This is a genomic window from Amycolatopsis sp. WGS_07, assembly GCF_045278895.1.
Lineage (GTDB): Bacteria > Actinomycetota > Actinomycetes > Mycobacteriales > Pseudonocardiaceae > Amycolatopsis.
In genome coordinates this window covers 3,927,739-3,941,396 of the sequence record NZ_CP136053.1, presented here as the reverse complement: position 1 = coordinate 3,941,396, position 13,658 = coordinate 3,927,739, and the positions used below count along the sequence as shown (strand labels likewise).

The 13,658-nt window shown below is 68.5% G+C and carries 14 protein-coding genes; 8 read left to right on the top strand and 6 right to left on the bottom strand.

Annotated features, from left to right (window positions below; all coding sequences use genetic code 11):
- The first annotated feature begins 21 nt into the window (after positions 1–21).
- Positions 22–696: a lysophospholipid acyltransferase family protein gene (locus RPX00_RS18870; RefSeq protein ID WP_406642996.1), complete on the top strand. Its 675-nt coding sequence runs from the start codon at positions 22–24 to the stop codon at positions 694–696.
- Positions 697–700: 4 nt separating this feature from the next.
- Here the strand turns inward: RPX00_RS18870 and RPX00_RS18865 are convergent, their stop codons facing one another.
- Both RPX00_RS18865 and RPX00_RS18860 read right to left on the bottom strand, forming a co-directional pair.
- Positions 701–1,243, bottom strand: coding sequence for a TIGR00730 family Rossman fold protein (locus RPX00_RS18865; RefSeq protein WP_406641028.1), 543 nt, complete (start codon positions 1,241–1,243; stop codon positions 701–703).
- Positions 1,243–2,028, bottom strand: a complete 786-nt coding sequence (locus RPX00_RS18860) for a TIGR00730 family Rossman fold protein (RefSeq protein WP_378300475.1) — start codon at positions 2,026–2,028, stop codon at positions 1,243–1,245. Before RPX00_RS18860 ends, RPX00_RS18865 begins: the two co-directional genes overlap by 1 nt.
- Before the next feature lie 359 nt (positions 2,029–2,387).
- Here RPX00_RS18860 and RPX00_RS18855 point away from each other — a divergent pair, with 359 nt between their 5' ends.
- Positions 2,388–4,478: a M4 family metallopeptidase gene (locus RPX00_RS18855; protein ID WP_406641026.1), complete on the top strand. Its 2,091-nt coding sequence runs from the start codon at positions 2,388–2,390 to the stop codon at positions 4,476–4,478.
- A 184-nt stretch (positions 4,479–4,662) separates the two neighbouring features.
- Complete coding sequence (locus RPX00_RS18850; protein WP_406641024.1) at positions 4,663–5,721, top strand: chitinase; 1,059 nt, start codon at positions 4,663–4,665, stop codon at positions 5,719–5,721.
- Positions 5,722–6,007: 286 nt separating this feature from the next.
- On the opposite strand, the gene dapE is transcribed toward RPX00_RS18850, so the two are convergent.
- Complete coding sequence (gene dapE, locus RPX00_RS18845; protein WP_406641022.1) at positions 6,008–7,081, bottom strand: succinyl-diaminopimelate desuccinylase; 1,074 nt, start codon at positions 7,079–7,081, stop codon at positions 6,008–6,010.
- Positions 7,082–7,123: 42 nt separating this feature from the next.
- On the opposite strand from dapE, the gene RPX00_RS18840 reads away from it, so the two are divergent.
- The 3 genes from RPX00_RS18840 to RPX00_RS18830 all read left to right on the top strand — a co-directional run bounded on the left by RPX00_RS18840 (position 7,124) and on the right by RPX00_RS18830 (position 9,631).
- The gene (locus tag RPX00_RS18840; protein ID WP_406641020.1) at positions 7,124–7,564 is read left to right on the top strand and encodes a hypothetical protein; all 441 of its coding nucleotides are present in this window, start codon (positions 7,124–7,126) and stop codon (positions 7,562–7,564) included.
- Between the two features lie 29 nt (positions 7,565–7,593).
- The gene (gene dapD, locus RPX00_RS18835; RefSeq protein ID WP_406641018.1) at positions 7,594–8,574 is read left to right on the top strand and encodes a 2,3,4,5-tetrahydropyridine-2,6-dicarboxylate N-succinyltransferase; all 981 of its coding nucleotides are present in this window, start codon (positions 7,594–7,596) and stop codon (positions 8,572–8,574) included.
- Between the two features lie 97 nt (positions 8,575–8,671).
- Positions 8,672–9,631, top strand: a complete 960-nt coding sequence (locus RPX00_RS18830; RefSeq protein ID WP_406641017.1) for a CHAD domain-containing protein — start codon at positions 8,672–8,674, stop codon at positions 9,629–9,631.
- Here the strand turns inward: RPX00_RS18830 and RPX00_RS18825 are convergent.
- The gene (locus RPX00_RS18825; protein WP_406641015.1) at positions 9,624–11,021 is read right to left on the bottom strand and encodes an FAD-dependent monooxygenase; all 1,398 of its coding nucleotides are present in this window, start codon (positions 11,019–11,021) and stop codon (positions 9,624–9,626) included. The genes RPX00_RS18830 and RPX00_RS18825 overlap by 8 nt on opposite strands.
- An 87-nt stretch (positions 11,022–11,108) precedes the next feature.
- Between RPX00_RS18825 and RPX00_RS18820 the strand changes: the two genes are divergently transcribed.
- Together RPX00_RS18820 and RPX00_RS18815 are read left to right on the top strand one after the other, a co-directional pair.
- On the top strand, positions 11,109–11,729 hold the full coding sequence (locus tag RPX00_RS18820; protein ID WP_406641013.1) for a TetR/AcrR family transcriptional regulator: 621 nt from the start codon (positions 11,109–11,111) through the stop codon (positions 11,727–11,729).
- Between the two features lie 60 nt (positions 11,730–11,789).
- The gene (locus RPX00_RS18815) at positions 11,790–12,146 is read left to right on the top strand and encodes a DoxX family protein (protein WP_406641012.1); all 357 of its coding nucleotides are present in this window, start codon (positions 11,790–11,792) and stop codon (positions 12,144–12,146) included.
- Here RPX00_RS18815 and dapC read toward each other — a convergent pair.
- Both dapC and fdxA read right to left on the bottom strand, forming a co-directional pair.
- Positions 12,135–13,229: a succinyldiaminopimelate transaminase gene (dapC, locus tag RPX00_RS18810; protein WP_406641010.1), complete on the bottom strand. Its 1,095-nt coding sequence runs from the start codon at positions 13,227–13,229 to the stop codon at positions 12,135–12,137. The genes RPX00_RS18815 and dapC overlap by 12 nt on opposite strands.
- Entirely contained in the window at positions 13,226–13,546 is a 321-nt protein-coding gene (gene fdxA, locus RPX00_RS18805; RefSeq protein WP_009072848.1) for a ferredoxin, read from the bottom strand. The genes dapC and fdxA overlap by 4 nt, the downstream gene beginning before the upstream one ends.
- Positions 13,547–13,658: the final 112 nt, after the last annotated feature.

Sequence of the window (13,658 nt, the reverse complement as noted above, 5' to 3'; positions counted from 1 at the left end):
GACCCTCCGGAGGGAGAACCCTTGCTGCCGCTGCTCGTCCGTTTCGTGCTCGGACCGCTGGTCCGCGCGCTTTACCGGCCCCGGGTCGAGGGCGTGGAGAACATCCCCGAGGACGGCCCGGTCCTGCTCGCCTCCAACCACCGGGCGGCGCTGGACACCGGTGTGATCACGTTCACCACCCCGCGGCAGGTCCGGTTCCTCGGCAAGGCCGAGTACTTCACCGGGAAGGGGCTCAAGGGCCGGTTCATCGCGAAATCGCTCGACGCGCTCGGCTACGTCCCGGTCGAACGCGGCAACGCCCAGGCCGGGCTCGCCGCGCTCGAAGCGGGCCGCAAGGTGCTCACCGAGGGCGGCGTGTTCGCGATCTACCCGGAGGGCACCCGCTCGCTCGACGGACGGCTGCACCGCGGGCACACCGGCGTCGCCGCGCTCGCGCTGTCCACCGGGGCCAAGGTGGTCCCGGTCGCGTTGTTCGGCACCGAGGGCATCCAGCCGAACGGCGCGAAAATCCCGCGGCTCGCCAAGATCAAGGTCCGGTTCGGCGAACCGCTGGACTTCTCGCGCTACGAGGGCCAGGACTCGTCCTCGGCGATCCGCCGGTCGGTGACCGACGAGATCATGTACGCGATCCTCGAACTGTCCGGACAGGAATACGTCGACACCTATCACAAACGGCCGGACGAAAAAGCGTCGTGACGCGTTATCCGATCGAACGGCTCAGGATGTCCACCAGCTTGTCCGCGTCGGCGGCGACGCTGATCAGCTCCCGGGTGTCCGGACGCAGGAACCCTTTCTCCACCATCTGATCGGCGAACTCCACCAGCGGCGAGTAATACCCGGCCACGTCGAGCAGCCCGATCGGCTTGCGGTGAATGCCGAGGTGCGCCCACGTCCACACCTCGAACATTTCCTCGAGGGTGCCGATCCCGCCGGGCAACGTGATGAACGCGTCCGACAGCGCGGCCATTTTCGCTTTGCGCTGGTGCATGTCGGGCACCACGTGCAATTCGGTGAGCCCGCCGTGCGCGATTTCCACGTCCGACAGCACTTCCGGGATCACGCCGATCACTTCGCCGCCCGCGGCGAGCGCGGCATCGGCCACCACACCCATGGTGCCGACGCTCGCGCCGCCGTAGACCAGCCCGATTCCCCGCTGCGCCAACAGCTTTCCGACTCCGGCCGCCGCCTCCGCGTACTCCGGCGAAAAGCCCCGCGCCGAACCGCAGAACACACAAATCCGCATCAGTGCGTGTCCTCCCAAGCCTGATAAGACTCCTGCACGACCCGCACCGCGTCGTCGATGTCGTCGGTCAGGTGCAGCAGCTGGAGATCCTTCTCGCCGATTTTCCCGCCCTCGAGCACCGATTTCGCGATCCAGTCGTACAGCCCGCCCCAGTATTCGGTGCCGAACAGCACCACCGGGAACTTCGTGACCTTCTTGGTCTGGACGAGGGTGAGCGCCTCGAACAGTTCGTCTAGCGTGCCGAATCCGCCGGGAAGGCAGATGAACGCCTGCGAGTACTTGACGAACATGGTCTTGCGCGCGAAGAAATACCGGAAGTTCACGCCGAGGTCGACCCACGGGTTCAGGCCCTGTTCGAACGGCAGCTCGATGCCGAGCCCGACGGAGAATCCGCCCGCCTCGTTCGCGCCGCGGTTCACCGCCTCCATCGCGCCGGGGCCGCCGCCGGTCATCACCGCGAACCCGGCCTCGGCGAGCGCGGCCCCGATCTTGCGGCCTAGCTCGTACTCCGGGTTGTCGCGTTTGGTGCGCGCCGAACCGAACACGGTCACCGCGCGCGGAACCTCGGCCAGCGCGCCGAACCCCTCGACGAACTCGGCCTGGATGCGCAGCACGCGCCACGGGTCGGTGTGCACCCAGTCGCTCGGCCCGCGCGAATCGAGCAGCCGCTGATCGGTCGTGCTGCCCTGATCGCGCCGATCGCGCCGGAGCACCACCGGGCCCTTGTGCCGCTCCACCGGGCGTTCGGGGTACTGGCCGTCGGGAAACTCAGACTGTTCGCTCACCAGCCAAGCCTACGGGCCGGGCGGCCGCGGCGGGCGCCCGCGTCGGCACCAGAGCGTGACGGATCGGTGACCCCTTCCTGAACGCGCGCGAGCGGACCACCAGCGGGTTCCGGTCCTCCTACCAATGGCCGGTTGTCAGCAACTACCTACGAAAGTCGCCCGGCCCGTCCCGAATCGGCGTTTTCCCTGCTACGGGGCCACTTGCGAGGAATAGCCCTGATCGCGTGCGGGGTCCCGCTGGTCCGTTCAGCGCATTGACCACCCCCGTGAGCGCTCTTTTACTCACGGTGTCCGCGGCCTGATCAGCCCAGCTCAACGCGTTGCGCTTTTCCCCATCGTGTACCCCGAAAGGACTGTCGATGACGTCCAGAAGAGGGCTCGCCACCGGCATCGCAAGTGTCGCCGGTCTCGCCCTTTCCCTGCTCGCGCTGCCGGTGACCCCGGCATCCGCGGCCCCCGCCCAACCCTCCGCAGACCCGCAGGCCACCGCGATCGCGGCCGCCGACCGGGTCGCCGCCGCCGGCGCGGTCGGGCTCCGCAAGAGTTCGTCCGAGAGCCTGCACCGCGTCAGCACCACCCTGGGCGACGCCGGGCTGTATTACAACTCCTACGAGCGCACCTACGACGGCCTCCGGGTCGTCGGCGGGGATGCGGTGATCGTCGCCGACGGAACGGGCCGCGTGCGCGGCACCGATTCCGCGGAAGGCGCGGCGATCACCGTGGGCACTACGCCCACTGTCGACGCGGCACGCGCGGCTTCGGTCGCCCGCGGCCAGCTGCCGACCGTGAGCAAGGTGAGCAAGCCTGATCTGGTCGTTCTCGGTGGCGCACAGCCGAAACTGGCCTACGAGGTCGTCGTCGCGGGCCGTACCGCGAAGGCACCCAGCAACCTGCACGTCTTCGTCGACGCCGCCACTGGCAAGGTGCTCGACCAGCGCGACGACGTGAAGGCCGAGAGCCCGGCCAAGACCGGGACGACCGCCGCGGCCCCGGCCGTCGCGGGCACCGGCAACAGCTACTACGTCGGCCAGGTCAGCATCGACACCACCGGTTCCGGCAGCTCGTACTCGATGCGCGACCCGAACCGTTCGGGCATCAGCTGCGGCCGCGAGAACGGCTCGGTGTTCACGAAGTCCAGCAACACCTGGGGCAACGGCAGCGGCACCGACCTCGAAACCGGTTGCGTCGACACGCTGTACAGCGTGCAGACCGAGTGGAACATGCTGAAGGACTGGCTGGGCCGCAACGGCATCGACGGCAACGGCCGCGGGTTCCCGGCGTCGGTCGGCCTGAACGACGTCAACGCTTACTGGGACGGCTCGTCCACGCACTTCGGCCACTCGCAGGACAACCAGCGCCAGGCGACGTCGATGGACGTGGTCGGCCACGAGTTCGGCCACGGCATCTTCCAGAACACGCCGGGCGGCGCGGGTTCGGGCAACGAGAACGGCGGGCTCAACGAGTCCACCGGCGACATTTTCGGCGCGCTGACCGAGTTCTACGCGAACAACGCGAAGGACAAGCCGGACTTCGAGGTCGGCGAGGGCGTCAACCTGGTCGGGCGTGGCCCGATCCGCTACATGTACGACCCGAACCGGATCGGCGACCCGAACTGCTACTCGTCGTCCATCCCGAACACCGAGGTGCACGCCGCCGCGGGCCCGCAGAACCACTGGTTCTACCTGCTCGCCGAGGGCACCTCGCCCTCGGACGGCCAGCCGACGAGCCCGACCTGCAACAACAGCAGCGTCACCGGCATCGGGATCCAGAAGGCGGGCAAGATCTTCTACAACGGCCTGCTGCACAAGACCTCGTCCTGGAACCACAAGGCGGCCCGCAAGGCCACCCTGCAGGCGGCGGTCGACCTGTTCCCGGGCAGCTGCGTCGAGTACAAGGCGACCAAGGCGGCGTGGGACGGCGTTTCGGTCGGTGCGGTCTCCGGTGAGGCCACCTGCAACAGCGAACCGCCGAAGGACAACGACTTCTCCGTCGAACTGTCCCCGACGACCGCGACGGTCGAGCCGGGCGCCTCGGCCAAGTCCACGGTGACCACCAAGATCACCAACGGCAACGCGCAGCAGGTCAAGCTGACCGCGAGCGGCCTGCCCTCGGGCGCGACCGCGACGTTCAGCCCGGACACCATCCAGTCCGGAGCCACCGCGACCGTCACCATCGCCACGACGGCCAGCACGCCCAAGGGCACCAGCAAGGTGACGATCACCGCGACCGGCGCGAACGCCACGCACACGTCGGACTTCACGCTCGTCGTGGGCAGCGGCACCCCGCCGGGCTGCGGCGGCATCGCAGCCTGGGACTCGAACACGTTCTACGGTCCGGGCGACGTGGTTTCGCACAACAACCACAAGTGGACCTCGACGTGGTACTCCGTCGGCGCTGAGCCGGGCGCACCCGGTTCCTGGGCCGTCTGGACCGACAACGGGGCCTGCTAACGCAGTAACCGCTCCCGAGTTTTCACCCTGAACCAGCCGGGCACGGCGCCTCGTGCCCGGCTGGTTCGCGTTCGTACTTGTCCAGACCACCACGAATTTGTCTAGACCATACGATCGGGGGTAGGCAGCCCCAGCCCCGCCGCTTACCGTTGCGGCAACACCGTTATCGGGGACGGGAGCCGTGATGAACGGACGGAAATCGCGCTGGCTCGGGACCGCAGTAGCGGCCCTGCTCGCACTACCGCTCGCGGGAATCGCTCCCGCCTCAGCGGCCGCCGCACCGCAATCGGACACCTGCGCGGTGAAGCCGAGACCATCCGGCCCCGTGCTGCAGGGCTACTGGGAAAACTGGGACGGTGCCGCGAACGGCGTCCACCCCGGCATGGGCTGGGTCCCGATCAACGATTCCCGCATCGCCGCACACGGGTACAACGTCATCAACGCCGCGTTCCCGGTGATCCTTTCCGACGGCACCGTGCAGTGGGAAGACGGCATGGACGCCACGGTCAAGGTCTCGACGCCCGCGGAAATGTGCGCGGCCAAGGAAGCCGGAGCCACGATCCTGATGTCCATCGGCGGCGCGGCAGCAGGCATCGACCTGTCGTCCAGCTCGGTCGCCGACAAGTTCGTGAGCACCATCGTGCCGATCCTGAAGAAGTACAACTTCGACGGAATCGACATCGACATCGAAACCGGCCTTTCCAGCAGCGGTGATATCAAGACGTTGTCGGCCTCGCAGGAAAACCTGGAACGCATCATCGACGGCGTACTGTCCCAAATGCCAGCCGGCTTCGGCCTGACCATGGCCCCGGAAACCGCATACGTCACCGGCGGCTCGATCACCTACGGCTCGATCTGGGGCGCATACCTGCCGATCATCAAGAAGTACGCCGACAACGGCCGCCTGTGGTGGCTGAACATGCAGTACTACAACGGTTCCATGTACGGCTGCTCCGGCGACAGCTACCAGGCCGGAACGGTGGAAGGCTTCACCGTGCAGACGCAGTGCCTGGACAAGGGCCTCACCGTGCAAGGCACCACCATCCGCGTCCCGCTGGACAAGCAAGTCCCCGGCCTCCCCGCACAGCCGGGCGCAGGCGGCGGCTACATGGACCCCGGCCTGGTTTCGCAGGCCTACCAAAGCGTCCCCGGCGTCAAGGGCTTGATGACCTGGTCCCTGAACTGGGACGGCTCAAGGGGTTGGTCCTTCGGCAACAACGTCAAGTCGCTGCAAGGCCGCTAAAGACCGCTGCGGGCCGGGGTGCCTGCGCACAGCGCCGCCCCGGCCTCAGCTCATCTTCCGTCCGTGAAGGACTCCTTGAGGGAATCTAATTCCCTCAAGGAGTCCTTCACGGACCTAAACCCGCACCAATGCACTCAACAATCGAGGCACCCAGCCCCTCCCCCGCACCCCGATACGAAGCCTCCCTGCGGGCGGCGGGTGTTTGTCAAGGCATCTTTCCCGCCTTGACAAACACCCGCCGCCCGTCAGCACAATCGGGCTTCGGGGTGCCCCACGCAACCACAACTCACTCTAAAAACCGCCGCAAAACCCCAGCCACCCCCCGAATCTCCCCCACCCGAACATTCTCCTGCTGAGTATGCGCCAACGTAGGATCCCCAGGCCCAAAATTCACCGCAGGCATCCCCAACGCAGCAAACCGAGCCACATCAGTCCACCCCAACTTAGCCGCAGCCTTCCCCCCAGCCGCAGCCACCAGCTCCGCCGCAGCAGGCGCCGACAACCCAGGCAACGCCCCAGGCGACATATCCACCAACGTCACATCAAACCCAGCAAAAACCTCACGCACATGCGCCTCAGCCTGCTCAGCACTACGATCCGGCGCAAACCGATGATTAACCGTCAAAACAGCAGCATCCGGCACCACATTCCCAGCCACCCCACCAGAAATCGCAGTAGCCTGCAGCCCCTCCCGATAAGTCAGCCCGTCAATATCCACCACCCGAGGCGAATAAGAATCCAACCGCCGCAACGGCTCCGCCAACGCATGAATCGCGTTAGCCCCCATCCAAGCCCGAGCCGTATGCGCCCGAGCCCCGGAAGTCCGAACCTCGACCCGCAAAGTCCCCTGACACCCAGCCTCGATCACCCCATTAGACGGCTCCCCCACAATCGCGAGATCCCCGGCCAGCCACTCCGGCAACTCCCGCTCAATCCGCCCCAGCCCATTCCGAACAGCCTCAACCTCTTCATTGTCATAAAAGACAAACGTGACGTCATGCCGAGGCTCCGGCAACGTAGCGGCCAGATGCAGAAAGACGGCATCCCCGCCCTTCATGTCCACCGACCCGAGCCCGTGCAACACCGCATCGTCCCCAGCCCCAGTAAGCCGAGACGGCAAATTCGAGTTCTCCGGAACCGTGTCCAAATGCCCGGCCAGAATCACCCGCGACCCGCGCCCGAGATTCGTCCGCGCCAGCACCGCGTCCCCGTTGCGGACGACTTCCAGATGCGGTGCCTGCTCAGCCAGCGCGGCCTGTACGGCGTCCGCGAGCTTGCCCTCCTCCCCGGAGACGCTGAACACATCCACGAGGGCGGCAGTGAGGTCGGCCGGATCGGACCGCAGGTCAAGGGAGGTCATACCGGCACCGTACCCAGCAGGCGCGGGGGCTACCGTGAGGACGTGCGCACGCGAAGCTCCCTGGTCGCTCTTGGCGTCCTCGCCCTCGTCCTCACTGGTTGCAGCAACGAGGCCGGGCCCAAGGCCCGCCCGGGAGCCGGCGATCCGGGCCCGGACGCCCTGCCGATCAAGCTCGAAGCGCTGTCGGCCGACGCCTGTTTCACCGGCCCGCAGTCGCAGCTGCCGAAGGGCTGTGAGAAATACGTCACCGAGGTCGGCAACACCGCGGGCTCGGTGCACAAGCTGGCGAAAGCGGGCAAGACGGTCAACCAGCCGCTCGAGCACGACGCGACCGCGATCGACCAGGCGGTCGGCGCGTTCCGGCAGGCAGGCTGCACCACCGTGCCCGCGCCCGGCGGGGAGTGCACGCAGGCGCTGATCTCCATCTCCACCGCCCTCACCGAGGTGAAGAAAAAGGTGAACCAGCTGGCCACCACGGGTTGATCCGGTCCGCTTCGGCTACCGTGACCGGCGTGAGCGAGCAGACCCCTGACCCCGAAACGACCGGCGCCGTCGGCGTCGGGCTGGCCACCGTCACGTCCGACGGAACCGTGCTGGACACCTGGTACCCGCACCCCAAGCTGGTCGACGCAGGCACCAGCGGCACCGAGCGGCTGACCGCGGAGCAGACCACCGAGCTGCTCGGCGAGTCCGCGGCCGCGCTGCTCGGCCCGGACACCGACCGCGGTGTCGAGGTCGTCGCGGTGCGCGTCACGATCGGCACCCTTGCCACCGCGCCCGCCGACGCCCACGACGTCTACCTGCGCTTGCACCTGCTGTCGCACCGGCTGGTCCGGCCGCACGGGCAGAGCCTCGACGGCATCTTCGGCCTGCTGGCGAACGTCGTGTGGACGAGCCACGGCCCGTGCCCGGTCGAGGGCTTCGAGCAGACCCGGCTGCGGCTGCGTTCGCGCGGCGCGGTCGCCGTGTACGGCGTGGACAAGTTCCCGCGGATGGTCGACTACGTGCTGCCGACCGGCGTCCGCATCGCCGACGCCGACCGCGTGCGCCTCGGCGCGCACCTCGCGTCCGGCACCACCGTGATGCACGAGGGCTTCATCAACTTCAACGCGGGCACGCTCGGCGCGTCGATGGTCGAGGGCCGCATCTCGGCCGGGGTGCTGGTCGGCGACGGCAGCGACGTCGGCGGCGGCGCGTCGATCATGGGCACGCTCTCCGGCGGCGGCACCGAGGTGATCTCGGTCGGCGAACGCTGCCTGATCGGCGCGAACGGCGGCGCGGGCATCTCGCTCGGCGACGACTCGGTGATCGAGGCCGGGCTGTACATCACCGCCGGCACCAAGGTCGAGGTCGACGGCAAGACGGTCAAGGCACGCGAGCTGTCCGGCATCTCCGGCGCGGTCTTCCGGCGCAACTCCGCGACCGGCGCGGTCGAGGTCGTGCCGCGCGGCGGCGTCGGCATCAAGCTGAACGAAGCACTGCACGCCAACTGATCCAGCCTTCGAGAGGGTGCGCTGTCCGGCAACGGAAGCGCACCCTCTCTGTTTTCCACTGGCCCGATCTGATCGCTGTTCACCTACCATTAACCAGGTGACTTCCGAAGCGACCAGCCGCCGCCGTACTCCGGAACCGACGACGCCGGCCGCACTCGGGCTTCCCGCCGAACCGGCGAAAGCGGGTCCCGAGGCCCCGGCGGCCGCGCACGTGCGGGCCAAACTCGACCACGAACTGCGCGAACTGCTGTCCCGCGAACCGGGCACCCGAGCCGGGGCCGATCCGGAAGAACTGCACCAGATGCGCGTCGCGCAACGGCGGATGCGGAGCGTGCTGAAGTCCTCCAGCGCGCTGATCGGGCCCACCGCGGAACCGGTGCGCGCCGACCTCGGCTGGCTGGGCCAGGTCCTCGGCGAGGTCCGCGACTACGACGTGCTGATCGGTCACCTGCGCGAGGTGATCGCCGGTTTCGACGTCCGCGACCAGGCCGCCGGGCGACGGCTGGTGTCCCGTTTCGTCTCCGAACGCACCACGGCCCGCCGCCGGCTGAACCGCGCGTTGTCGAGCCCGCGGTACGCGACCCTGCTGCAGAGCATCGCGCAGCTGTCCCGCACCGCCGAGCACGAGATCGACGAGACTCCGTCCGAGAAGGCCGGGTTGACCGCCGACGTCCGGAAGCCGTACCGCAAGCTCGCCCGCGCGGTCGCCGCCCTCCCGCCGAACCCGCCGGACGACGACCTGCACGCGCTGCGCATCCACGGCAAGAAACTGCGCTATACCGCCGAATTGGCCCGATCCGCGGCGAAGAAGAAGCAGGCCGCGAAGCTGTCCGAGCTGATCAAAGCGACCCGCAAATTCCAGACCGTCCTAGGCGATCACCAGGACGCGGTCTTCGCCGCGGAGAAGGTGCGCGGCGCGCTGGCCAACGCGGACGCCGAGATCGGCTTCGTCGCCGGGCGGATCGTCGAGCACGAGCTGGCGAAGCGTGCCGAAGCGCGAGCCACGTGGCTCGATGTGTGGCACCGCATCGAAAAGGCCGAACACGCGGTCAGTTAACCGACCACACATACCCGTCCGGCCGCACCAGCACCCGCTTCCCCGGCGCACCCTCATACGCCGCGTACGCGTGTCCGCCAACGTCCACCAGCTCCCCCGTCGCCCCCTGCGGCAGGATCCGATACGCCGGATGCTCCGTCCCGAGCGGTCCGTCGCCGAACACCAGCTCTGTCGCATGTGGACCCCGGAACAGCTCGAACAACCGCACGCTCTTGCCATTCCCGTCGACCAGCGGCGCGTCCGGAGCCCGGTCCCCCGGCCGCAGCGCCCCGGTACCAGCCGGTGACAGCGGTCCGCCCCGATAAGTCAGATCAAGCTGCTGCGTCTCCGGCCCGCGTTCGTGCGCGTCGTCCGAGCCTTCCTTGTACTTCTCCAGCAACGCGCTACTCACCCCGAGCACCCGCGCCGCGACCGCCCGCCGCTCCGCCTCGTAGCTGTCCAGCAGCTCCGGCGATCCGTCGGCGAGCTTCCAGGCGAGGTTGTACGCGTCCTGGATGCCGGTGTTCAGCCCCTGTCCGCCGGTCGGCGGGTGCACGTGCGCGGCGTCCCCGGCGAGGAACACCCGGCCCTTCCGGAAGGTCGCCGCCAGCCGGATATTCGGCCGCCACACGGTGGACCAGGCCAGATCGAGCAGCCGGATGCCGCCGCCGGACACCCGGTCCAGGTGCTCCTGCAACGCGCTCAGCGAGGTGCCCGCGTCGCCGTCGCCGAGCGGGGACGCGAACTGGAAGTACGGCGTACCCGGCAGCGGCGTGAACGCGACGCCAGACATCGGCTCGTCCGCCTTCGCGAACCAGTACCCCGAGGCGTGGTCGAGCCCCTCCGCCGAGACGTCGCCCAGCAGCATCCGGATCGACTCGTCAGTGGTCCCCTCGAACGCGATCCCCAGCGCCTTGCGCACGAAGCTCTTCCCGCCGTCCGCACCGACCAGGTAGTCCACGCGCACCGTCTCCCCGGTCGACAGCTCCGCGGTGACCCCCTCCTCGTCCTGGGTGAAGCCGGTCAGCGCGGTATTCAGCTCCACCCGCACGCCGAACTCGGCCAGCCGGTCGCGCAGGATCCCCTCGGTCTGCGACTGGCCGAGGAACCAGGCGTTCGGATACGGCACCGCGGGCGTCGGCTCGACCGGCTCGGCCATCCACCGCACCATCGTGAACTCCCCGTCGAGGTACACCCGCATCGGATACGGCGGCGCACCCGCGGCGTGCACCGCGTCCAGCACCCCCAGATCCTCGAAAACCTCCATCGTGCGCGGCTGCAGCCCGTCGCCGCGCGAACCGGCGAAGTACTCCTCCGCCTTGTCCACCACCCGCACGCCGATTCCGCGCCGCGCCAGCTCGATCGCCAACGTCAGCCCGGTCGGGCCCGCCCCCACCACCAGCACCGTCATCTTCCTCGCCCCTTTCGGTGAACTATGATTCAGTGAATCTGGATTCAGAATGCCCGCTGATAGCGTTCGCGTCAAGGGAGGTGCCGGATGACAGCGACGAGCCGCCGGGACAAAGCCGCCGAAACGGAAACGGCGTTGAAGGAAGCGGCCAAGCGCGTGTTCGCGGCCAAGGGCTACCTGAACACGAAGATCACCGACATCACGAAGGAAGCCGGCCGCGCCGCGGGGTCGTTCTACAACCACTTCGCGAGCAAGGAAGAACTGCTGGTCGCGCTGCTGGCCGACCTCTCCGCGGCCAGTGACGAGGCGGCTACCAGCGAGGAACACCTGTCCGACTTCAGCGACCCGGCCGCGGTCCGCTGGCACGTGCGGCAGTACTGGAACTTCTACCGCGCCAACGCGCCCACCATGGTCGCGCTGCACCAGGCGGCGATGGTGAACGAGGACTTCGCCGCCACCTACGCGAGCTTCGGCGTCACAGAGGCCGTGGACGTCGAAGGCCACCTCGAATACGTCACCGCGGCCGGTTACCGGCTCCCGGCGAGCCCCCAGCTCAGCATCGCGATGATGTACCAGCTGATCCACAACTTCGCGCAGATGTGGCTGCTGAGCCCGCCGCCGGCGGACTGGGAGCCGCCGACCGACGAGGAAGCGGTGGAAGCGTTGACCCGGTTCGTCTACCGAGGTTTCACCGGCCGCGACTACTGACCGCCGGTCACCTTTCCGGTCCCCGCCCCGTCAGGGAAGAGAGGCAGGAAAGGAGCAGCCATGGAAACCGGGCTTCTCGTCGCCACCTTCGTCTGTATCGCGATCAATGCCCTTGAGGTCGCGGCGAAAACCGTACGGGCGAGGTTCGTGCTGCAGAACTCCGCCGAGGTCGGCGTCGGCCAGCGCTGGCTGCCCTACCTGGCGATCCTGGAGGGCGCGGGCGTCGTCGGCCTGGTGGCCGGCCTGCTCGGCTGGCCCCGCCTGGGGCTGGCCGCCGCGATCGGGCTGGTGCTGTTCTTCGTGGGCGCGGTCGGCGCGCACATCCGCGCGAAGGTGTTCCACAACATCGCGTTCCCGGCCGTCTTCCTCGCGCTGGCGGTGGCGGCGGCCGGGTACTTCACCGGGTCAGTCGCCTGACCCGGCCAGCCGCTCCGCCGCCGCGTCGATGCGCTCGTCCGTCGAGGTCAACGCGACCCGCACGTGGTCACGACCCGCAGGGCCGTAGAACGTGCCCGGCGCGACCAGGATCCCGCGCTCGGCCAGCCATTCCACCGTGGCCTGCGCGGATTCCCCGCGCGTGGCCCAGAGATACAGCCCGGCCTCGGAGTGCGTGATCTCGAACCCGTTGTCCTGCAACGCCTTCCGCAGCACCACGCGGCGCGCACGGTAGCGTTCGCGTTGCTCGGCAAGGGCTTCGTCGTCGGTCAGCGCGGCGACCATCGCCTGCTGCACCGGCCGCGGCACGATCATGCCGGCGTGCTTGCGCACCTCCAGCAGGGTCTTCACCAGCTTCGGGTCGCCGGCCACGAATCCGGCGCGGTAGCTCGCGAGGTTCGCCGATTTGGACAGCGAATGCACCGCGAGCAGGCCGTCGGTCTGTCCACCGTGGACGGAGGGGTGCAGCACCGAAACCGGTTCCGCCTCCCAGCCGAGCGAGAGGTAGCACTCGTCGGACACCACGACGGTGCCGCGTTCGCGCGCCCATTCGACCACCTTGCGCAGGTGGTCGACGCCGAGCACGCGGCCGGTCGGGTTCGACGGCGAGTTGAGCCAGATCATCGCCGGGCGGCGCGGGCCGAGCTGGGTCAGCCCGTCCGCGCGCACCACCTCGGCTCCCGCGAGCAGCGCGCCGACCTCGTACGTCGGGTACGCCAGCTCCGGGATGACCACCACGTCGCCCGGCCCGAAGCCGAGCAGCCGCGGCAGCCAGGCCACCGCCTCTTTCGAGCCGATCGTCGGCAGCACGGCGTCCGGTTCGACGCCGGTGATCCCGTAGCGCCGCCGCAACGCCGTGACAGCCGCTTCGCGCAGCTCAGGCGTGCCGTGCGTGGTCGGGTAGCCGGGGATCTCCGACACCGACGCGAGCGCGGCGCGGATCGAATCCGGCACCGGGTCGACGGGCGTGCCGACGGAAAGGTCGACAATGCCCCCGGGATGCGCCTGCGCGCGGGCCTTGACCTCGGCGAGCGAATCCCAGGGGAAGTCGGGCAGCCGGGTCATTCGCCCTGCGGGGGCAGAGCCTTGATGAACCCCGGGTCGTGCGCGGTCTTGCCGACCTTGGAGGCGCCGCCGGGCGAACCCAGCTCGTTGAAGAAGTCGACGTTCGCCTTGGTGTAGTCGGACCAGTTGTCCGGGACGTCGTCCTCGTAGTAGATGGCCTCGACCGGGCAGACCGGCTCGCAGGCGCCGCAGTCGACGCACTCGTCCGGGTGGATGTACAACATCCGCTCGCCCTCGTAGATGCAGTCCACGGGGCACTCGTCGATACACGCCTTGTCGAGCACGTCGACGCAGGGCTCGGCGATCACGTAGGTCACTGCGTACTCCTGGCTTCTCCTGCTGGGCCGGTCGGTGCGGACATTACGCGCTTCCCTGGCCCCCGGTGGTGGTTAGGCGACCCTTATCCCACCCCTGGAAACGGGGCGGATC